Source organism: Paraburkholderia sp. BR13444 (assembly GCF_040948755.1).
GTDB lineage: Bacteria > Pseudomonadota > Gammaproteobacteria > Burkholderiales > Burkholderiaceae > Paraburkholderia > Paraburkholderia youngii.
In genome coordinates this window covers 97,871-117,503 of the sequence record NZ_JBFPKM010000014.1, presented here as the reverse complement: position 1 = coordinate 117,503, position 19,633 = coordinate 97,871, and the positions used below count along the sequence as shown (strand labels likewise).

Annotated in this window: 17 protein-coding genes; 9 read left to right on the top strand and 8 right to left on the bottom strand. The window is 64.0% G+C overall.

Translation table 11 applies throughout. The features are described 5' to 3' along the window. Positions 1–99 precede the first annotated feature (99 nt). Complete coding sequence (gene tsaD / locus AB3X95_RS30335; RefSeq protein WP_176107230.1) at positions 100–1,128, top strand: tRNA (adenosine(37)-N6)-threonylcarbamoyltransferase complex transferase subunit TsaD; 1,029 nt, start codon at positions 100–102, stop codon at positions 1,126–1,128. Positions 1,129–1,224: 96 nt separating this feature from the next. Here tsaD and folE2 read toward each other — a convergent pair whose 3' ends face one another. The 4 genes from folE2 to AB3X95_RS30315 all read right to left on the bottom strand — a co-directional run bounded on the left by folE2 (position 1,225) and on the right by AB3X95_RS30315 (position 5,458). Continuing rightward, positions 1,225–2,031 carry a GTP cyclohydrolase FolE2 gene (folE2, locus tag AB3X95_RS30330; RefSeq protein ID WP_176107229.1) on the bottom strand — a complete coding sequence of 269 codons (807 nt, stop codon included), beginning with the start codon at positions 2,029–2,031 and terminating at the stop codon, positions 1,225–1,227. 244 nt (positions 2,032–2,275) lie between these two features. Then, positions 2,276–4,183: a 1-deoxy-D-xylulose-5-phosphate synthase gene (dxs, locus tag AB3X95_RS30325; RefSeq protein WP_368623281.1), complete on the bottom strand. Its 1,908-nt coding sequence runs from the start codon at positions 4,181–4,183 to the stop codon at positions 2,276–2,278. An 88-nt stretch (positions 4,184–4,271) separates the two neighbouring features. Next, positions 4,272–5,153 carry a polyprenyl synthetase family protein gene (locus tag AB3X95_RS30320; RefSeq protein WP_368623280.1) on the bottom strand — a complete coding sequence of 294 codons (882 nt, stop codon included), beginning with the start codon at positions 5,151–5,153 and terminating at the stop codon, positions 4,272–4,274. Then, positions 5,150–5,458, bottom strand: coding sequence for an exodeoxyribonuclease VII small subunit (locus AB3X95_RS30315; protein WP_090808406.1), 309 nt, complete (start codon positions 5,456–5,458; stop codon positions 5,150–5,152). Before AB3X95_RS30315 ends, AB3X95_RS30320 begins: the two co-directional genes overlap by 4 nt. Positions 5,459–5,778: 320 nt before the next feature. Between AB3X95_RS30315 and AB3X95_RS30310 the strand changes: the two genes are divergently transcribed. Beyond that, positions 5,779–6,885 (top strand): aromatic ring-hydroxylating dioxygenase subunit alpha, encoded by a 1,107-nt coding sequence (locus AB3X95_RS30310; protein WP_176123308.1) that lies wholly within the window; start codon positions 5,779–5,781, stop codon positions 6,883–6,885. A 150-nt stretch (positions 6,886–7,035) separates the two neighbouring features. Beyond that, positions 7,036–7,905 carry a sulfurtransferase gene (locus AB3X95_RS30305; protein WP_176123309.1) on the top strand — a complete coding sequence of 290 codons (870 nt, stop codon included), beginning with the start codon at positions 7,036–7,038 and terminating at the stop codon, positions 7,903–7,905. A 111-nt stretch (positions 7,906–8,016) separates the two neighbouring features. On the opposite strand, the gene AB3X95_RS30300 is transcribed toward AB3X95_RS30305, so the two are convergent. From AB3X95_RS30300 to polA, 3 genes are all read right to left on the bottom strand, one after another. After that, entirely contained in the window at positions 8,017–8,889 is an 873-nt protein-coding gene (locus AB3X95_RS30300; RefSeq protein WP_368623279.1) for a dienelactone hydrolase family protein, read from the bottom strand. 99 nt (positions 8,890–8,988) lie between these two features. Continuing rightward, on the bottom strand, positions 8,989–10,344 hold the full coding sequence (locus AB3X95_RS30295; protein ID WP_368623278.1) for an NAD(P)/FAD-dependent oxidoreductase: 1,356 nt from the start codon (positions 10,342–10,344) through the stop codon (positions 8,989–8,991). 157 nt (positions 10,345–10,501) lie between these two features. Continuing rightward, positions 10,502–13,243: a DNA polymerase I gene (polA, locus tag AB3X95_RS30290; RefSeq protein WP_368623277.1), complete on the bottom strand. Its 2,742-nt coding sequence runs from the start codon at positions 13,241–13,243 to the stop codon at positions 10,502–10,504. Position 13,244: 1 nt separating this feature from the next. Between polA and AB3X95_RS30285 the strand changes: the two genes are divergently transcribed. Continuing rightward, positions 13,245–13,988, top strand: a complete 744-nt coding sequence (locus AB3X95_RS30285; protein ID WP_368623276.1) for a TIGR00730 family Rossman fold protein — start codon at positions 13,245–13,247, stop codon at positions 13,986–13,988. A 192-nt stretch (positions 13,989–14,180) separates the two neighbouring features. Here AB3X95_RS30285 and AB3X95_RS30280 read toward each other — a convergent pair whose 3' ends face one another. Beyond that, positions 14,181–15,707: an AMP nucleosidase gene (locus AB3X95_RS30280; protein ID WP_368623302.1), complete on the bottom strand. Its 1,527-nt coding sequence runs from the start codon at positions 15,705–15,707 to the stop codon at positions 14,181–14,183. A 248-nt stretch (positions 15,708–15,955) separates the two neighbouring features. Between AB3X95_RS30280 and AB3X95_RS30275 the strand changes: the two genes are divergently transcribed. From AB3X95_RS30275 to AB3X95_RS30255, 5 genes are all read left to right on the top strand, one after another. After that, positions 15,956–16,297, top strand: a complete 342-nt coding sequence (locus AB3X95_RS30275; RefSeq protein ID WP_246392159.1) for a hypothetical protein — start codon at positions 15,956–15,958, stop codon at positions 16,295–16,297. A 213-nt stretch (positions 16,298–16,510) separates the two neighbouring features. Further along, entirely contained in the window at positions 16,511–17,506 is a 996-nt protein-coding gene (locus AB3X95_RS30270) for a homoserine kinase (RefSeq protein WP_176107219.1), read from the top strand. Next, entirely contained in the window at positions 17,497–18,303 is an 807-nt protein-coding gene (locus tag AB3X95_RS30265; RefSeq protein ID WP_176107218.1) for a BPSS1780 family membrane protein, read from the top strand. Before AB3X95_RS30270 ends, AB3X95_RS30265 begins: the two co-directional genes overlap by 10 nt. 173 nt (positions 18,304–18,476) lie before the next feature. Further along, positions 18,477–18,929 carry a MarR family winged helix-turn-helix transcriptional regulator gene (locus AB3X95_RS30260; RefSeq protein ID WP_176367595.1) on the top strand — a complete coding sequence of 151 codons (453 nt, stop codon included), beginning with the start codon at positions 18,477–18,479 and terminating at the stop codon, positions 18,927–18,929. Positions 18,930–19,100: 171 nt separating this feature from the next. After that, on the top strand, positions 19,101–19,520 hold the full coding sequence (locus AB3X95_RS30255; RefSeq protein ID WP_176123315.1) for an organic hydroperoxide resistance protein: 420 nt from the start codon (positions 19,101–19,103) through the stop codon (positions 19,518–19,520). Positions 19,521–19,633 lie beyond the last annotated feature (113 nt).

Below are 19,633 nucleotides of genomic sequence, written 5' to 3'. Positions count from 1 at the left end.
TGCCGACCGCCAGCGGCTGCTGGTCCGCGCTGGTATACTTTCAGGCTTACCTTTTACTTTCGGACGCGCATTGCGCGCGCCCGTCTCAAGCGATTCATCATGCTCGTTCTCGGCATCGAAAGCTCCTGCGACGAAACCGGTCTCGCGCTCTACGACACGGAGCGCGGCCTGCTCGCGCACGCGCTGCATTCGCAGATTGCGATGCATCGCGAGTACGGCGGCGTCGTGCCGGAGCTTGCATCGCGCGACCACATCCGCCGTGCGCTGCCGCTGCTCGAAGAGGTGATGGAGCGCGCCAGCGTCGCGCGCGGCGACATCGACGCGATCGCCTACACACAAGGCCCTGGGCTCGCGGGCGCGCTGCTGGTCGGCGCGAGCGTCGCCAATTCGCTGGCGATGGCGTGGAACAAGCCGACCGTCGGCATTCACCATCTCGAAGGGCATTTGCTGTCGCCGCTGCTCGTCGATGAGCCGCCGCCGTTTCCGTTCGTCGCGCTGCTGGTGTCGGGCGGCCATACGCAACTGATGCGCGTGACGGATGTCGGCGTCTACGAGACGCTCGGCGAAACGCTCGACGACGCCGCCGGCGAAGCCTTCGACAAAACCGCCAAGCTGCTGGGCCTCGGCTATCCGGGCGGCCCGGAAGTCTCGCGCATGGCCGAGTTCGGCACCCCCGGCGCAGTCGTGCTGCCGCGCCCGATGCTGCATTCCGGCGACCTCGATTTCAGCTTCAGCGGCCTGAAGACCGCCGTGCTCACGCACGCCAACCGGCTGGGCGGCGCGAACATTTGCGAACAGGCCAAGGCCGATCTCGCGCGCGGTTTCGTCGATGCCGCCGTCGAAGTGCTGGCCGCGAAATCGCTCGCGGCGCTCAAGCGCACGAAGCTGAACCGGCTGGTGGTGGCGGGCGGCGTCGGCGCGAACCGGCAGTTGCGCGAAGCGTTGTCGGCCGCCGCGCAGAAGCGCAATTTTTACGTGCACTATCCCGACCTGTCGCTGTGCACGGACAATGGGGCGATGATCGCGCTGGCCGGCGCGCTGCGTCTGCAACGCTGGCCCGAACAGGCCGTCAACGACTACGCGTTCACCGTGAAGCCGCGGTGGGATCTGACGTCGCTCGCGCACTGAACCGCCGCCGCAAGACGATAAAAAGCCGCTTTAAAAGCGGCTTTTTTATGGGTTCAATGCTTTGCAACGAAACGGCGTGGACCGACGCAGAACGTATCAGGCGAGGCGCTTGTCCTGCTCGATCACCGCATAAGCGCTGTGATTGTGAATCGACTCGAAGTTCTCGGCCTCGAGCACATACGCGACGATGCGCTCGTCGGCATTCAGACGCTGGGCAACGTCGCGCACGAGGTCTTCGACGAACTTCGGATTTTCGTACGCGCGCTCGGTAACGAACTTCTCGTCCGGACGCTTGAGCAGACCCCACAGTTCGCACGACGCTTCTTCCTCGGCGATGCGGATCAACTCTTCGACAGCGACGTCGCCGATCAGCTCGGCATCGATCGTCACGTGCGAGCGCTGGTTGTGCGCGCCGTACTGCGAGATTTTCTTCGAGCACGGGCACAGGCTCGTGACCGGCACCAGCACCTTCAGAAACAGCCGCGTCGCGCCATGGCGGGTCTCGCCGGTCAGCGTAACTTCATAGTCGAGCAGGCTCTGCACGCCCGACACCGGCGCGGTCTTGTTCACGAAGTACGGGAATGACACTTCGATGCGGCCCGCCTCGGCCTCGAGCTTATCGAGCATGGCCGCGAGCATCGTGCGGAACGTGGCCGGTTCGAGCGGCGCCTTGTTCTCTTCGAGCAACGCGACGAAGCGCGACATGTGCGTGCCCTTCTGCTCGGCCGGCAGATGCACGTCGAGATTCCACGTGCCGACCGTCGGCTGCACTTCATCGGCTTGCGTTCGAACCGTCAACGGATGACGCACGCCCTTCACGCCGACCCGCTGGATCGGAATCTGGCGCGTGTCGGGGGTGCTTTGCACGTCGGGCATCACGAAGGCGGGATTCATCTGATTCATTCTTTTGTCCTTTCTGGAAAGCGCCGAGCTGCGTCCAGGTCTCGCTGCATCGGCGACGATCGCGCAGCGAGCTCGAAGCGCCCAGCGGCCGTGCAGATCAGCGCGCGCAACGGCGAACGCCGGCTGCCGCCGGCGTTGGGTGACGGGCCGCAGGACCCGTCGGTTCAAACTGGAGATTGCGAAGCCGCCGTCGCATGACGGCGGCATGAGTCGTACCCACGGCGGCACGACAGGCGACAGCGCTTTAAGCGACGCGCTTCACCGACGACTGACCGCCGACCGCGCCGCTTGCGAGGAAGCGTTCGCGGATCGACCGGGCGATACCCGCGGCGTCGAGACCGCACGCGGCGAGCAGCTTGGCCGGGTCCCCATGATCGATGAACCGATCGGGGAGGCCCAATTGTAGTACGGGGCGCATAACCCCACTTGCGAGCAGGGCTTCGATGCAGGCGGAACCCGCGCCACCCATGATGCAGCCTTCCTCGACGGTGACGATCGCGTCGTGCGTCTCGGCGAGCTTGCGCACGAGTTCGGTGTCGAGCGGCTTCACGAAGCGCATGTTCGCCACGGTGGCGTCGAATTGCTCGGCCGCCGCGAGCGACGGCGCGACCATCGTGCCGAACGCGAGAATCGCGATGCGCTTGCCAGCCGGCGCCGAGGTCTCGCGACGCACTTCGCCCTTGCCGAGCGGCAACGCGGCCATCTGCTTGACGGTCGCGACACCGGTACCCGCGCCGCGCGGGTAGCGCACAGCGGTGGGATGCGACTGCTGCAAGGCGGTGTACAGCATCTGACGGCACTCGTTTTCGTCTGACGGCGCCATCACGGTCATGTTCGGGATACAACGCATGAACGCGAGGTCGTACGCGCCCGCATGCGTCGCGCCGTCCGCACCGACGAGACCCGCGCGATCGATGGCGAAAACCACCGGCAGGTTTTGCAGCGCGATGTCGTGAATCAACTGGTCATACGCGCGTTGCAGGAAGGTCGAATAGATCGCGACGACCGGCTTCATGCCGTCCGCGGCGAGGCCGCCCGCGAACGTCACCGCGTGCTGCTCGGCGATGCCGACGTCGAAGTAACGATCCGGGAAGCGCTTTTCGAACTCGACCATGCCCGAGCCTTCACGCATCGCCGGTGTAATGCCGACCACGCGCGAGTCGAGTTCGGCCGCATCGCACAGCCATTCGCCGAACACCTGCGTGTAGGTCTTCTTCGACGGCGTCGCGGCCGGCTTGATGCCCTCGGCCGGATTGAACTTGCCCGGGCCGTGGTAAAGCACCGGATCGGCCTCGGCCAGCTTGTAGCCCTGGCCTTTCTTCGTGACCACGTGCAGGAATTGCGGCCCGCGCAGTTCCTTGATGTTTTGCAGCGTCGGAATCAGCGAATCGAGATCGTGACCGTCGATCGGCCCGATGTAGTTGAAGCCGAACTCCTCGAACAGCGTGGCCGGCACGATCATGCCCTTCGCGTGCTCCTCGAGCTTGCGCGCGAGATCGAGCACCGGCGGCGCGACGCGCAGCACGCGCTCGACGCCCGCGCGCGCGGCCGCATAGAAGCGCCCCGACATCAGACGCGCGAGATGGCGATTGAGCGCGCCGACCGGCGGCGAGATCGACATGTCGTTGTCGTTGAGGATCACGAGCAGCGGCACGTCGTCTTCGACGCCCGCGTTGTTCATGGCCTCGAAGGCCATGCCGGCCGTCATCGCGCCGTCGCCGATCACGGCGATACCCATGCGGTTGTCGCCCTGCAGCTTGCTCGCGATCGCCATGCCGAGCGCGGCCGAAATCGACGTGCTCGAGTGCGCCGTGCCGAAAGTGTCGTATTCCGATTCGTCGCGTTTCGGGAAGCCCGAGATGCCGCCCAACTGACGCAGCGTGTGCATCTGGTCGCGACGACCGGTGAGGATCTTGTGCGGATAGGTCTGATGGCCTACGTCCCAGACGATCCGGTCGTGCGGCGTATCGAACACATAATGCAGCGCGATGGTCAACTCGACCGTGCCGAGGTTGGACGAGAGATGGCCGCCCGTCTGCGATACGCTGTCGAGCACAAAGGCGCGCAACTCGTCGGCAAGCGGTTGCAATTGACGGCGATCGAGGCGGCGCAGGGCTGCCGGGTCGTCGATGGTTTTCAGCAAGTCGTACATCGTCGTTCCATTGTAGGAAAACTTACGCGCCCGCACTTCATACATGCACCCCGGGGGATGGAGGGTGCGCGGCGGCGGGCTTTCGCGTTCAGCTGACCCGGTTCACCACCAGGTCGGCCAGTTCGGCAAGACGCTGTGCGCGAGCGCCGAACGGTGCAAGCGCGGCGTGAGCGTCGCTGCGCAGTTGCGCCGCGAGCGCACGCGACGCGTCGAGCCCGATAATCGACACGTAGGTCGGCTTGCCGTCCTTCGCGTCCTTGCCGGCGGTCTTGCCGAGCGTTGCGGAGTCGGTCGTGACGTCGAGAATGTCGTCGACGACCTGAAACGCGAGACCGACCGCGGCGGCGTAGGCGTCGAGCGAAGCCAGAGCCTGCGCGTCCGGCGTCTCGCCGGCCAGTGCGCCCATGCGCACGGCCGCGCGCAGCAGCGCGCCGGTCTTCATGCGATGCATGGTCTCGAGCTGCGGGCGGGTCAGCGTGTGGCCGACGCTCGCCAGATCGATGGCCTGACCGCCGCACATGCCGATCGAGCCGCTGGCGAGCGCGAGTTCGCGCACGAGCGAGGCCTGCTGCGGCTCGCCCAATACGTCGGACGTGAGCACGACGAATGCCTGCGATTGCAAAGCGTCGCCGACCAAAAGCGCGGTGGCTTCGTCATACTTGACGTGGACCGTCGGCTTGCCGCGGCGCAGTTCGTCGTCGTCCATGCAGGGCATGTCGTCATGCACGAGCGAGTAGACGTGGATCATTTCCAGGGCCGCCGCCGCCGCATCGAGGCATTCGGCGCGCGCGCCGGTCAGCTCGCCGGCCGCGTGGCACAGGAGCGGCCGCACCCGCTTGCCGCCACCGAGCACCGCATAGCGCATCGCCTCGTGCAGTTTGGCGGGTTCGGTCGTCTCGGCCGGCAGATAGTGTTCCAGAGCCGTTTCGACGCGTTCGAGCACCGAGCGCGTCCATTGTTCGAATGTCATAGGTCGTCCCCGCTCTCAGTCGCGGCTGTGCCTGCGGTATTCATGGGCAGAGGCTTGAGGGTCTCGCCATCGAGGACCCGCACCTGCTGCTCGACCTTTTCGAGCTGCTGTTGACAGAATGCGACAAGTGCCGCCCCGCGACGGTACGCGGCCAGCGATTCCTCGAGGCTCAGGCTGCCGCCTTCCATGCGCGCGACGAGCTCTTCCAGCTCCGTCTGCGCTGCCTCGTAATTCTCCGGCAGCGGCGCGCTATCGCCGCTCTCGGCTGGCGCGGCGGCGGAATCGTTCGATGCGGTCTTCGCCATGAATAGTCGCAAAATTAAAACAAGTCGGACATTCTACGGCAAAAGCGACATTTTCGATCCGCTCGAAGGCCCGCGCCCCGCCTAGCGACGTTGCTTCGAGCCTGTCCGATGCCCACCTTTGCCCCGCTTCGACCCTGAAGTCTCGCAGAAAAAAAGCTCGAGGTCTGCGGCGAAAATGCCGAACTTTCTTGACATTTTTAACCCAAATCAGGGACTTAAGTGTCCCTGTCACAGGGAAACGGGTATAATCGCGGGCTCCCTAAATCGAATCTTCGATGGTTGGGTTGTTCACTGCTTTCACGTCTTCATCGGGAGTGGGAATGTCCAATCTGAGCAATGCATTGCAGTTGCGGTCTGTTCACAGCCAGCTGCCAGTCACGGCTTACTTTGACGAAGCGCTTCTTACGCGCGAAATCGACACCCTTTTCAAGAAAGGTCCTCGCTACATCGGCCACGATCTCATGGTGCCCGAAGCGGGGGATTATTTTGCCTTGCCCAGCGAACGCGAGGGGCGGGTACTCGTCCGGAACCAGCAGTCGCAAGTCCAGTTGCTGTCGAACGTGTGCCGCCACCGGCAAGCCATCATGCTCAACGGCCGCGGGCAGACGCAGAACATCGTCTGTCCGCTGCATCGCTGGACGTACGACCTGAAGGGCGAGCTGCTCGGCGCGCCCCATTTCGCCGACAACCCGTGCCTGAATCTCGGCGCCACGCCGCTGCAGAACTGGCAGGGTCTGTTGTTCGAGGCACAAGGTCGCAACGTCGCGAAAGATCTCGCACGCCTCGGCACCAAGCGCCACTTCGACTTCTCGGGCTTCATGTTCGATCACGTGGAAGTCCACGAGTGCAACTACAACTGGAAGACCTTCATCGAGGTCTATCTGGAGGACTATCACGTCGCGCCGTTCCATCCGGGCCTCGGCAGCTTCGTCAACTGCGATGATCTGACGTGGGAGTTCGGCGACTGGTACAGCGTGCAGACGGTCGGCGTGCACAAGGCGCTCGAGCAACCGGGAAGCCCGACGTATCGCAAGTGGCACGACCAAGTGCTGCGCTTTCGCGACGGCAATCCGCCCGAGTTCGGCGCGATCTGGATGGTGTACTACCCGGGCATCATGATCGAGTGGTATCCGCACGTGCTGGTGGTGTCATGGCTGATTCCGCGCGGTCCGCAGAAGACCACCAACGTGGTGGAATTTTATTACCCCGAGGAAATCGCGCTGTTCGAGCGCGATTTCGTCGAAGCCGAGCGCGCCGCCTATATGGAGACGGCCCGCGAAGACGACGAGATCGCCGAGCGCATGGACGCTGGCCGTCTCGCGCTGATGGAGCGAGGCGAATCGCAGGTCGGTCCGTATCAGAGCCCGATGGAAGACGGCATGCAGCACTTCCACGAGTTTCTGCGGCGCGAACTCGGCACGATCTGATCCGCGCCGCGCGGCGCATCGATCGACTCAAGGAAAGACGGGCTTCGACCCGTCTTTTTTTGTTTAGACTAACAACATAGACCGGCGATTGCGCCAGCCGTGTGAACGACGCGGCCCGCAGCCGCCATCGCCCGTATCGAGGAGACGCTCATGCCCCACACTCATTACACCACCCTGATCTCAGCGACCAATCTTGCCGAGCTGCTCACGGCCGCGCCGGGCAGCGTGTTCGTGATCGACTGCCGGTTCGACCTCGCCGATACCGACGCGGGGGAGAAAGCCTGGCTGGCCGGCCATCTGCCGGGCGCGCACTATCTGCATCTCGATCGCGATCTGTCCGGGCCCAAGAACGGCTCGAACGGCCGGCATCCGCTGCCCGATCGCGCGCGGCTCGTCGAAACGCTAGAGTCGCGAGGACTGAAGCAAGGTCAACAGGTCGTCGCATACGACGCGCAAGGCGGCATGTACGCGGCGCGCGTCTGGTGGCTGTTGCGCTGGCTCGGCCACGACGCGGTCGCGCTGCTCGACGGCGGGCTGCAGGCATGGGAAGCGGCCGGCCAGCCGCTGACTCAGGCCGTGCCCGCGCAGAACACCGGCGACTTCAAGGCGGCCGCGCCGCTCGCGGTGACCATCGATAGCCAGGCGGTCGAGCGCAACCTCGTCTCGAAGGAGCGAGTCGTCGTGGATGCGCGCGCGCCTGATCGCTATCGCGGCGAAAACGAGACGCTCGACCGCGTCGGCGGCCATATTCCGGGCGCGCTGAACCGCTTCTTCAAGGACAACCTGACCGCCGATGGCCGCTTCAAGCCGGCGCACACTCTGCGCGAGGAATTCCATGCGCTGCTCGGCGACACGTCGCCGGAGCACGTGGTGCTGCAATGCGGCTCGGGCGTGACCGCGTGCGTGAATTCGCTCGCGATGGAGGTTGCCGGCCTGCATGGCTCAGCGCTATACCCGGGCTCGTGGAGCGAGTGGAGTTCCGATCCGAAACGGCCGGTGGCGACCGGGCCGAACCCCTGAGCACTTGCCGCGACGAGTCGTGACCAGACAAAAAGGCCGTTGCCGCTTCGAAGCGGCAACGGCCTTTTTTCATCGGATTTATCGCTAGCCAAACAAACACACACGAGGGCTTCAAGCAACCCCATGTTGCTTGAACCATACGAGCGTGCGACGCCAGCCATCCTCGGCATCGGCCTTCTTGTAGCTTGGACGGTAATCTGCGAAAAACGCGTGACCCGCGTCGTCATAAACGACGAACTGCGAGCCGCGTCCCGCCTGCGGCCCTTGCGCGACCGCCTGCTTCATCTGCTCGAGCGTGTCCTGCGGAATGCTTTGATCCTGGCGCCCATACAGGCCGAGTACGGGCGCATGCAGGTCGGCGACTAGATCGAGCGGATTGGCCGGCGTCATCGCATTCTTCTCGCCGGTCACGCGACCATACCAGGCGACGCCCGCCTTCACGCGCGGATTGTGCTCCGCATACAGCCACGAGATGCGGCCGCCCCAGCAGAAGCCGTTGACGCCGAGCCGGTTCAAGTCGCCGCCGTTCTCGCCAGCCCACGCGGCGGCCGCGTCGAGGTCGGCCAGCACCTGCTCGTCGGGCACTTTGCTCAATATGTTCTCGCTGAGTTGCTGGATGCTCGTGTAGACCATCGGATCGCCCTCGCGCTCGAACAGGTCCGGCGCAATCGCCAGATAGCCCTGCTTCGCGAAGCGCCGGCAGACGTCAGCGATATGCTCGTGCACGCCGAAGGCCTCATGCACGACGAGGATCACCGGCAGATGCGTCTTGCCCTTCGGCTGCGCGCGATAGGCCGGTATCAGCGTACCGCCCGAATGGAACGCCACTTCCCCTGCTTCGAGGCCGTCGCTGTCGGTATGGATGGTCTGCGCCGAGACGGGCAGCACCGCTGCCGCGAAACCAGTGCCGAGCGCCGCCTTCATGAAGGTGCGCCGATCGAAGGGAACGTGCGGAATCAGACAATCAACTTCAGGCTTCAGCATGGGGCGCTCCTCGAAGAATTGTTAGAGGCAACAGGATACGCCTTGCGCGCATCCCGTTGCAGATTCAACTGAGGAGATTGTCCGCACGCGCCGATGCAGTCAGTGCAGCTTGACGCGCGGCAGCGTGGTACGGCGCAACCAATGCGCAAAGGTGTCCAGCACCATGCGCGGATAGCCGTGCAGCGCCGCGATATGCAGCCGGTACAGCGACATGTACATGAAGCGCGCGAACAGCCCTTCGATCAGCATATTGCCGCCGATCACCCCGCCCATCAGATTGCCGACCGCGCTGAAGTGCCCGAGCGAGACCAGCGAGCCGAAGTCGCGATAAGTGAACTCCGGTAGCGGCCTGTTCTCGAGGCGCGCCGCCAGTCCCTTCATCAGAAAGCTCGCCTGCTGATGCGCGGCCTGCGCGCGCGGGGGCACGTTGCGCTCGTTGCCCGGCCACTCGCAGGCCGCGCAGTCGCCGAGCGCGAAGATGTTGTCGTCGATCTCGGTTTGCAGCGTACGGCGCACGATCAGCTGACCGAGCCGGTTGACCGGCAAGCCGTCGAGTTGAGTGAGCACCCCCGGCGCCTTGATGCCCGCCGCCCACACGGTCAGATCGGCTCGCACCGTGTGACCACTCGCGGTGCGGATGTAGCCCGGCGCAACCTCGGCCACGGTCTCGCCGATCATCAGCTTCACGCCGAGCTTGGTCAGCAATTCGGCGGTGGCCGTGGAAACGCGCTCCTGCAACGCGGGCAGGATGCGCGGCCCCGCCTCGATCAGCACGATGCCGACGTCATGCCGCGGATCGAGCTTGTGCAAGCCATACGCGGATAACACCTGGGCGGTATTGCGCAACTCCGCCGATAACTCGACCCCCGTCGCGCCGCCGCCGACGATCGCCACCTGAATGCGCGGCTCGCTGGACGTCCACGTGCCGGGTCCCGGTCGTGACTCGACGGGCTCGTGCGCGTGATGTTCGGCGCGCATGCACGCCGCGATCAGGCGCTTGCGGAAACGCTCCGCCTCGCTAACCGTATCCAGTGCAATCGAGAATTCGGCCGCTCCCTTGACGCCGAAGAAGGCCGTGGTACTGCCGATCGCGATGACCAGCGTGTCGTACTCGAGCACGCGTTCGGGCAGCAGTTCAGCGCCGTCGTCGTCGAGCACGGTGCCGAGCGTAATGCGCCGGTTCGCGCGGTCGAGTGCGGTCAGATCGCCTTGCTGGAACTCGAAGCCATGCCAGCGCGCCTGCGCCGCGTATGGGAGCTCCTGGGTGAACGGGTCCATGCTGCCCGCTGCCACCTCGTGCAGCAGCGGTTTCCAGATATGCGTCGGAAAGCGATCGACCAGCGTGACCTGGGCCTGCGCGCTGCGCCCTTTCTTGCCGGCCCCATAGCGATCGCCAAGACGCGTCGCCAGTTCCAGTCCTCCCGCACCTCCGCCAACGACGATAAATCGATGCATTGCACTTCTCCGTGTTGCCGATGAATTATCTGTCGCGACGCGGCGCATGAATGCGCCGTCCTCAATCGATTGTCCTCGACCCGGCTGGGAAGTCACAAGTGGCCAATACTCATGTGTGACATGCGCACGACGTTATCGTGCGGGTGTCACGGGCATGTCAATGCGCCTCCTCCCAGTTCAGCCCCGCGCCGACTTCGGCGACCAGCGGCACCTTCAGCGCGGCGACGCCGCACATCAGTTCTGGCAGACGCTTGCGGACTTCGGACAACTCGGCGTCGGGCACTTCGAGAATCAGTTCGTCGTGCACCTGCATGATCATGCGCGTGCCGATCTTCGAGTCTTCGATCCAGTTCTGCACGGCGATCATCGACATCTTGATCAGGTCGGCAGCGGTGCCCTGCATCGGCGCGTTGATCGCGGCCCGCTCCGCGGCCTGGCGGCGCGGACCGTTGCCGCCGTTGATCTCGGGCAGCCACAGACGGCGGCCGAACACCGTTTCGACGTAGCCCTTCGCCTTCGCGCTCAAGCGCGTCTCGTCCATATAGCGAGCGACGCCGGGATAGCGCGCGAAATAGCGGTCGATATACATCTTCGCCGCATCGCGCGTAATGCCGAGATTCGACGCGAGGCCGAACGCGCTCATGCCGTAGATGAGACCGAAGTTGATGACCTTCGCGACGCGCCGCTGATCGCTCGACACTTCGAGCGGCGTCACGTTGAAGATTTCCGATGCCGTGGCGCGGTGAATGTCTTCGCCCTGCGAGAATGCGCGCATCAGCGATTCGTCGCCGGAGATGTGCGCCATGATGCGCAATTCGATCTGCGAGTAATCGGCGGATACGAGCTTGTGACCCGGGGGCGCGATGAACGCTTCGCGGATGCGCCGGCCTTCGCCGGTACGCACCGGAATGTTCTGCAGGTTCGGATCGTTCGACGCGAGCCGCCCCGTCACCGCGACGGCCTGCGCGTAGTTCGTATGCACGCGGCCGGTTTGCGGATTGACCATGCGCGGCAGCTTGTCGGTATAGGTCGACTTCAGCTTCGACAAGCCGCGATGTTCGAGCAGGATCTTCGGCAGCGGGTAGTCTTCGGCGAGCTTCTGGAGCACTTCTTCGTCGGTGGACGGCGCGCCGCTCGGCGTCTTCTTGATGACCGGCAGTTCGAGCTTCTCGAAGAAAATCTGCCCGATCTGCTTCGGCGAGCCGAGGTTGAATTCCCCGCCGGCCAGTTCGTATGCCTTGCCTTCGAGCTCGATCAGACGCGTGGCGATCTCGCTGCTCTGCTGACGCAGCTTCTCCGCGTCGATCAGCACGCCGGTGCGCTCCATCTTGCGCAGCACGCGCGAAGTCGGTACTTCGATCTCGCGATACACGTGGTCGAGCGACTTCTCCGCGGCGATTTGCGGATACAAGGCCTGGTGCAAACGCAGCGTGATGTCTGCGTCTTCGGCCGCATATTCGGCGGCTTTGTCGAGCGCGACTTCGTCGAAGCCGATCTGCTGCGCGCCCTTGCCCGCGACCTCTTCATACTTGATCGTCTTCACGCCGAGATGACGCAGCGCGAGGCTGTCCATGTCGTGCGTGCGATGCGATTCGAGCACGTACGATTCGAGCAGCGTGTCATGCTCGACGCCGCGCATTTCGATGCCGTAATTCGCGAGCACCTGTTCGTCGTACTTCAGATGCTGGCCGACCTTCTTGTGGTCCGCGCTTTCGAGCCACGGCTTGAGCTTCGCGAGCACTTCGTCGAGCGGCAGCTGCACCGGCGCGTCGGGGCCGCGATGCGCGAGCGGCACATACGCGGCGCGGCCGGCTTCCACCGACAGCGACAAGCCGACGATCCGCGCAATCATCGGGTCGAGCGACGTGGTTTCGGAATCGAACGAAGTGATCTCGGCCGCATTGATCTTCTCCAGCCACGCGTCGAGCTGCTCCCATGTTTGCACGGTCTCGTAGTGGCGCTCGTGATCGACGGACAACGCGGGCGGCACGTCGGTTTCCGGACCTTCGACCGCGTCGGCAATCTCGACTTCGCGCAGCCACGTCTTGAAGCCGTGGCGCGTGAACAAATCTCGCAACTCTTCGCGCGACTCGGGTAGGCTCGGCAAGCTTTCTTCGATCGACACGATGTGCCCGGTCAGATCGCAATGACGCTCGACTGTGACGAGCTTGCGCGCCATCGGCAAGAAGTCCAACGCGCGGCGCAGATTATCGCCGACCGCACCCTTGATCTCGCTCGCATGCTCGACGATGCCATCCAGCGACTCATACTGCGTCAGCCATTTGACCGCGGTTTTCGGACCGCATTTCTCGACGCCCGGCACGTTGTCGACGGTATCGCCGATCAGCGACAGATAGTCGATGATGCGCTCCGGCGGCACACCGAACTTCGCGACCACGCCGTCGCGGTCGAGCGTTTCGTTGGTCATCGTATTGACGAGCGTGACGCGGTTCGACACGAGCTGCGCGAGGTCTTTATCACCGGTCGACACGACCACGTTCATGCCGAGCTTTTCCGCCTCGGTGCACAGCGTGCCGATCACGTCGTCCGCTTCGACACGATCGATCATCAGGAGCGGCCAGCCGAGCGCACGCACCGCGACGTGAATCGGCTCGATCTGACGGGCAAGATCTTCCGGCATCGATGGACGGTTCGCCTTGTACTCCGGATACCAGTCGTCGCGAAACGTTTTGCCCTTGGCGTCGAACACGCACGCGCTATACTCTGCTGTGACTTCCTTGCGCATGCGCCGCAGCATGTTGATCATCCCGTAGAGCGCACCCGTCGGGCCACCCTCGGGGCCGCGTAGATCAGGCATCGCATGGTAGGCCCGGTACAGATAACTCGAACCGTCGACCAACAGCAGGGTCTTACCTTCAAGGCTTCGTTCTTCAGGCATTATGACTAAGAGAAAAGTGATTCCGAGTCTGCGATCGCTCGCAGATCAAGAGCGCGCAACGGCCAAAAAAGCCCGCGCATCGTGGCAGATGTTCACGATTATGGCAGAGTTTATCGAGGCGACCGAGTACCTGTCGGAGATTCGCCCGGCGGTCAGCATCTACGGTTCGGCGCGCCTGAAACCGAACTCGCCGTACTACAAACTCGCCACGCAGATCGCACGCAAATTGTCGGATGCCGGCTTCGCGGTGATCTCCGGCGGCGGCCCCGGCATTATGGAAGCGGCCAACAAGGGCGCGCATGCGGGCAAGGCTCCCTCGGTCGGTCTGAACATCGAGTTGCCGCACGAGCAGTCGGGCAACCAGTGGCAGGACATCTCGTTGCGCTTCCGCCATTTCTTCACGCGCAAGGTCACGTTCGTGAAGAACTCGGATGCGGTGATCGTGATGCCCGGCGGCTTCGGCACGCTCGACGAACTGGCCGAAGTGCTCACGCTGATCCAGACCAAGAAGTCGCGCCATGTGCCGATCATCTTGGTCGGCGCCGAGTTCTGGGAAGGTCTGCTCGCGTGGTTCAAAAGCTCGCTGATCCCGATGGGTTTGATCGATCCGACCGATATCGATCTGATGCAGGTGATCGACAATCCGGACCAGGTGCTCGAAGCGGTGCTCAAGTTCTACGAAGACCGCGAGGAAGCGGAAGCGCATCCGGTCAAGTCGGACGAAGACCGGATGTTCTACCTGTGATCGCATGACGCTGCGCGCCTCGCATTACGCGTAGCACGATGCACTGCGCACACATCAGGTCGCGCACATGGCGGGCGCGTTGCCGCCGGGCCTTCGGTGGCGGCGAGCACCTCGACACCTGACGAAACCGATTGATAAGGAAGACTACCCTCCTCTCGGCTGTTATCAGCACCTCGGCCTGAGTGGCCCGAGTCACTGAAACGCGACTTCCGCGAAACTCCGCAGCTTGCGGCTATGCAACCGATGCAGCCCGTTCATGCGCAGCAGTTCCATCGCCTTTACGCCGATCTGCAGATGCTGATCGACCTGCGCGCGATAGAACTGATCGGCCATGCCCGGTAACTTCAACTCGCCGTGCAGCGGCTTGTCCGACACGCACAGCAGCGTGCCGTAAGGCACGCGGAAGCGAAAGCCGTTCGCCGCGATCGTCGCGCTTTCCATATCGAGCGCGATCGCGCGGCTCTGCGACAGCCGCTGGACCGGCTCGCGATGATCGCGCAGCTCCCAGTTGCGATTGTCGACGCTCGCCACGGTACCGGTGCGCATCACGCGCTTCAGTTCGGCGCCATCGAGCTGCGTGACCTGCGCGACCGCGCGCTCGAGCGCGACCTGCACTTCGGCGAGCGCCGGGATCGGCACCCACAGCGGCAGATCGGCATCGAGCACATGATCTTCGCGCACATAGCCGTGCGCGAGCACGTAGTCGCCGAGACGCTGGGTGTTGCGCAGCCCCGCGCAGTGGCCGAGCATGATCCACGCATGCGGGCGCAGCACCGCGATGTGATCGGTGATGGTCTTCGCATTCGACGGCCCGACCCCGATGTTGATCATCGTGATGCCACTGCCGTCCGCGCGTTTCAGGTGATACGCGGGCATCTGCGGCAAACGCGGCGGCGGCGTGCCCTCCTGCGCCTGCTCGCCGAGATTCTCGTTGTAGGTGATGACGTCGCCGGGCTCGACGAACGACGTGTATTCGCTGCGATAGGCGCGCAACTCCGCGTCGTCGGTACGGGCCATCATGGCGCGGCCGAGCTTTACGAATTCGTCGATATAGAACTGATAGTTCGTGTACAGCACGTAGTTCTGCACATGCGTCGGCGAGGTCGCTGTGTAGTGCTTCAGCCGATGCAGCGAAAAATCGACGCGCGCCGCCGTGAACAATGCGAGCGGATGCGGCTCGCCCGGCAGCGGCTCGTACGTGCCGTTGACGATGCGGTCGTCGAGCAGCGCGAGGTCCGGCGTATCAAAGATGTCGCGCATCAGGAACAGGCGCTCGCGGTCCAGATCGCCTTCGAGGTGGATGCCCTCGGCGAATGCGAAATGAATCGGAATCGGCTGGTCCGACACGCCGACCTCGATCTGCACGTGATGGTTCTTCGCCAGCAGCCGCAGTTGCTCGCGATAGTAGTTGCCGAACAGATCGGGCCGCGTGACGGTCGTCTCAAACACGCCCGGCCCCGCGACGAACCCGTACGAGCGGCGCGAATCGATGTGCGTGTTGACCTCGGTACGCACGCGCACGAACGGATAGCAGGCGCGCACGCGATGGTGGAACTGCTCGTTGCGGCGATAGCGCGCGAACGCATCGCGCAGGAATGACGTGTTCGCCTCGTAGATCGCGGCGAGGCGGGTGACGGCTTCGGCCGCGTCGTCGAAGCCCTCGGTCGGGAAGCTGCTGGCTGGAGTCTGCACCGTGCGCTGATTGATATCGTTGTTCATCATCATCGTTCACCCTTTTTGATGAGACGACATTACCACGGAACCCGCTGTTGCCAAATGTCGGCGGCGACGCTTGCAACAGCGCTGGCGAGAACGCGCGCGTGTTGTGCGAAAGCGGCGCAAAATAAGGCTTAGCGCCCGTACGCCAAGCCGGATTTGCTAGAATCCGGGCACCCAATTGGAGAATCACCATGAAGCCGCTCCTTCCCATCGCTGTTGCGCTGGCTCTCGCCTTCGGCAACGCCGCGATGGCTGCCCAGCCCGTCGACGAACCGCCGCCCGCCGGCGTGCCCCAGTCCGCCAACGAACGGGCCGGTCTGCCGGATCTCGCCAAGATCAATCGTCCAGCCGCAGAGGTCAGCTCGAAGGTCGACATCAACAACGTTCCGCGCACGCCGAGCTTTCACGAAGTCAGCCCGAACGGCACCGAAATCACTGAATTCCGCGACAAGGGCAAGCCGGTCGAAATCAACGTGCAATCGAATTTCGGTACCCGCTACCAGATGAGCGCGTCGCCCGACACGTCGCCCACCGTCCACGACAGCGGCAAGCCCAGCACGCGCCTGCCGTCGGTGAATCTCCACTATTGATCGTTACGAAAGCGGCACGCCGGCAACGGCGGCCGCGGCGCGGTCGTGCCCCGGTTCCACCGATCGCGGCCGCTGCGCGATGAACTTGCGCTGAATGCGGCGACGCGTACACTTCGCCGGTCCGCACTCGTCGCCCGCTGCACCCCATTCGCTTGTCTCACCTCGCACTGGCCGCACCGCGCCAGCCCCAACAACCTGATCCGACGTTTCCGCATGGCCGTCTTCACCGCTGTCAACGAATCCCAACTCGCAGAATGGATGAGTCACTACGATCTCGGCGATGTCGTCGAGTTTCGCGGCATTTCGTCCGGCATTGAAAACAGCAACTTCTTTCTGACGACGACGCGCGGCGAATACGTGCTGACCATTTTCGAGAAGCTGACAGCTGAACAACTGCCGTTCTATCTGGACCTGATGCGTCATCTTGCCGCGCATCGCGTGCCGGTACCGGATCCGATGCCGCGCCTCGACGGCGCGCTGTTCGGCATGCTGCTCGGCAAACCCGCGACCATCGTGACGAAGCTCGAAGGCGCGCCCGAACTCGCGCCCGGCGTCGAGCACTGCGCCGAGGTCGGCCACATGCTCGCGCGCATGCACCTGGCGGGCCGCGACTATCCGCGTTATCAGCCGAACCTGCGCAGCCTCCCGTGGTGGCGGGAAACCGTGCCGACGATCCTGCCGTATCTGGAAGGCGAGCAGCGCGATCTGCTGGCGTCCGAGCTTGCGCATCAGGAGGCGTTCTTCGCCTCCGCCGATTACGCGGCAATGCCCTCGGGTCCGTGCCACGCCGACCTGTTCCGCGACAACGCGATGTTCGCGCACGCGGCGCCCGAGACCGGCCACGAAGTGCGTCTCGGCGGTTTCTTCGATTTCTATTTCGCCGGCTGCGACAAGTGGCTATTCGACGTCGCGGTCACGGTCAACGACTGGTGCGTCGACCTCGCGACCGGCAAGCTCGACTCCGAACGCACCGAGGCGCTATTGCGCGCGTATCAGACGGTGCGGCCGTTCACCGTCGAGGAAAACCATCACTGGGGCGACATGCTGCGTGCGGGTGCATACCGTTTCTGGGTCTCGCGCCTGTATGATTTTCATTTGCCGCGCGCGGCGGAACTGCTGAAGCCGCACGACCCCGGTCATTTCGAACGCATTCTGCGCGAGCGCCTGCTGGGCGTCGCGAATCCAGGCATCCATACCCCATGCAACTGATCGAAGTCCCCGCGAAAACCGGCTACGTGTGGTTCCGCCAGGGCATCTGGCTGTTCCGCAAGAATCCGCTCGCCTTCCTGACGCTGTTCTTCACCTATTTGCTGGTGATGACGCTCGTGTCGCAGATTCCGTTGGTCGGCGGCGTGTTGCCGCTGTTGTTCATTCCGGGTGTCGCGGTCGGCTTCATGGCCGCTTGCCGCAACACGATCGCGGGCAAACCGGTGTTTCCGACCATTCTCGTCGACGGCTTTCATTCGTATGGCTCGGTGGTTGCGCGGCGGCTGCTCGTGCTCGGCGCGCTGTATGTGATCGCGATGGCGCTCGTGCTGGCCGGCTCGGCGCTCGCCGACGGCGGCATGCTGCTGAAGGTCATGCTTGGCAACGCGTCGATGGATGAAAACGCAATCGCCAACAGCAATATCCCGCTCGCGGTGGTCACCGCGCTCGCGTTCTATGTGCCCGTCGCGATGCTGTTCTGGTTCTCGCCGATCCTCGCCGCCTGGCACGACGTGCCGCCCGTCAAGGCGATGTTCTTCAGCGTCGTCAGTTGCTGGCGCAATCGCGGCGCTTTCATCGTGTTCGCGGCGCTGTGGTTCGCAGTCGCAACGGTCGTGTCGATCGGGCTGTCCGCGCTGATGCAGGCGCTCGGTGCGGCGGACTTCGCGTTCGCGATCCTGATGCCCGCGACGATGATCGTCACGACCATGCTGTACTGCTCGTTCTACGCCACCTATCGCGGCTGCTTCGGCGTGCAGACGCCGCAAACGCCGGATCTGCCGACCACGCCGGCGGCCTGATCCTTCGTTCCCGCGCGGGTGCCGTTCTGGCGCCCGCGCGTTGCGTGTTCCGCACGCAAATTCCCGACCTCTCTGTCGAAACGCCTGCCCGACGCCCGGCATCCCGAATCGATTTGCGGCACAATAATTTGCGTGCAATCGATTTGCACGCTCCTTTTTTGCCGAGGTGGATCATGAACCAGCGCCCCGCTCTGCCCTTCACGCTCGACGAGCAACTGTGCTTCGCGCTCTACTCGACCTCGCTCGCGATGACGAAAGCATACAAGCCGCTGCTCGAAAGGCTCGGACTCACGTATCCACAGTATCTGGCAATGCTCGTGCTGTGGGAAACCGACGACGTCACCGTCAAGGACATGGCCACGCGTCTGAATCTCGATCCGGCGACGGTCACGCCGCTGCTCAAGCGCCTCGAAGCGCAGGGACTCGTCGAGCGCGCGCGCGGCACTGACGATGAGCGCCTCGTCTACATTCGCTTGACGGGCGCGGGCAAGGCGCTCAAGCGTCAGGCGCGCGACGTGCCCGGCGAGATCCTCTGCGCGACGCAGCAGTCGCCGGACTTCCTGCTGCGTCTGCGCGACGACCTCACACGCCTGCGCACGACGCTCAACGACTTCATGGACCAGTAGGGCGATAACTGAAACGGACTAGTTCCGGCTTCGCCGCAAAATTAATTTGCACACAAATGATTTGTGTACTATCTTACTCACATGCCGCTTCGCTAGCACTTCGCCAGACCGGCGAACCGGCAGCCAGCGGCAAACATGCCAACCCCGACACCCAAGACCAGGAGCTGCACCATGAACATCCTCTACAAGGCAAGCGCAACGAGCACCGGCGGCCGCGACGGCCGCGCCGTATCGTCGGACAATGCATTGGACGTGAAGCTGGCCGCGCCGCGTGAGCTCGGTGGCAATGGCGCGGCAGGCACGAATCCCGAGCAGCTGTTTGCGGCCGGCTACTCGGCCTGTTTCCTGAGCGCCATGAAGTTCGTCGCCGGCCAGCGCAAGCAGGCCCTGCCGGCCGACACACAGGTTTCCGCCGACGTCGGCATCGGCCCGAACGACAAGGGCGGCTTCGCGCTCGACATCGATCTGCGTATCTCGCTGCCGGGCCTCGCTGCGCAAGCAGCGAAGGAACTGGTGGACGCAGCACACCAGGTCTGCCCGTACTCGAACGCCACGCGTAACAACGTCGCGGTTCGTCTGCACGTCGCTTGAGGTCAGGTCGGCCGTCGCGCCGATCAGCAATGCCCAGGCAGAACCGCTGACGGCGCATTACCCGGCGCCGTCGCGACCAGCGCCCGCACCCTGCACAATAGGGACGGGCGCTG

What these genes read in the sequence shown, in the direction of transcription:
- AB3X95_RS30285 (WP_368623276.1), top strand. Translation starts at nt 13,245, where the DNA reads ATGACTAAGAGAAAAGTGATTCCGAGTCTGCGATCGCTCGCAGATCAA.
- AB3X95_RS30310 (WP_176123308.1), top strand. Translation starts at nt 5,779, where the DNA reads ATGTCCAATCTGAGCAATGCATTGCAGTTGCGGTCTGTTCACAGCCAG.
- AB3X95_RS30270 (WP_176107219.1), top strand. Translation starts at nt 16,511, where the DNA reads ATGGCCGTCTTCACCGCTGTCAACGAATCCCAACTCGCAGAATGGATG.
- AB3X95_RS30265 (WP_176107218.1), top strand. Translation starts at nt 17,497, where the DNA reads ATGCAACTGATCGAAGTCCCCGCGAAAACCGGCTACGTGTGGTTCCGC.
- AB3X95_RS30315 (WP_090808406.1), bottom strand. Translation starts at nt 5,458, where the DNA reads ATGGCGAAGACCGCATCGAACGATTCCGCCGCCGCGCCAGCCGAGAGC.
- polA (WP_368623277.1), bottom strand. Translation starts at nt 13,243, where the DNA reads ATGCCTGAAGAACGAAGCCTTGAAGGTAAGACCCTGCTGTTGGTCGAC.
- folE2 (WP_176107229.1), bottom strand. Translation starts at nt 2,031, where the DNA reads ATGAATCAGATGAATCCCGCCTTCGTGATGCCCGACGTGCAAAGCACC.
- AB3X95_RS30295 (WP_368623278.1), bottom strand. Translation starts at nt 10,344, where the DNA reads ATGCATCGATTTATCGTCGTTGGCGGAGGTGCGGGAGGACTGGAACTG.
- AB3X95_RS30305 (WP_176123309.1), top strand. Translation starts at nt 7,036, where the DNA reads ATGCCCCACACTCATTACACCACCCTGATCTCAGCGACCAATCTTGCC.
- AB3X95_RS30300 (WP_368623279.1), bottom strand. Translation starts at nt 8,889, where the DNA reads ATGCTGAAGCCTGAAGTTGATTGTCTGATTCCGCACGTTCCCTTCGAT.
- AB3X95_RS30280 (WP_368623302.1), bottom strand. Translation starts at nt 15,707, where the DNA reads ATGAACAACGATATCAATCAGCGCACGGTGCAGACTCCAGCCAGCAGC.
- AB3X95_RS30255 (WP_176123315.1), top strand. Translation starts at nt 19,101, where the DNA reads ATGAACATCCTCTACAAGGCAAGCGCAACGAGCACCGGCGGCCGCGAC.
- dxs (WP_368623281.1), bottom strand. Translation starts at nt 4,183, where the DNA reads ATGTACGACTTGCTGAAAACCATCGACGACCCGGCAGCCCTGCGCCGC.
- AB3X95_RS30320 (WP_368623280.1), bottom strand. Translation starts at nt 5,153, where the DNA reads ATGACATTCGAACAATGGACGCGCTCGGTGCTCGAACGCGTCGAAACG.
- AB3X95_RS30260 (WP_176367595.1), top strand. Translation starts at nt 18,477, where the DNA reads ATGAACCAGCGCCCCGCTCTGCCCTTCACGCTCGACGAGCAACTGTGC.
- AB3X95_RS30275 (WP_246392159.1), top strand. Translation starts at nt 15,956, where the DNA reads ATGGCTGCCCAGCCCGTCGACGAACCGCCGCCCGCCGGCGTGCCCCAG.
- tsaD (WP_176107230.1), top strand. Translation starts at nt 100, where the DNA reads ATGCTCGTTCTCGGCATCGAAAGCTCCTGCGACGAAACCGGTCTCGCG.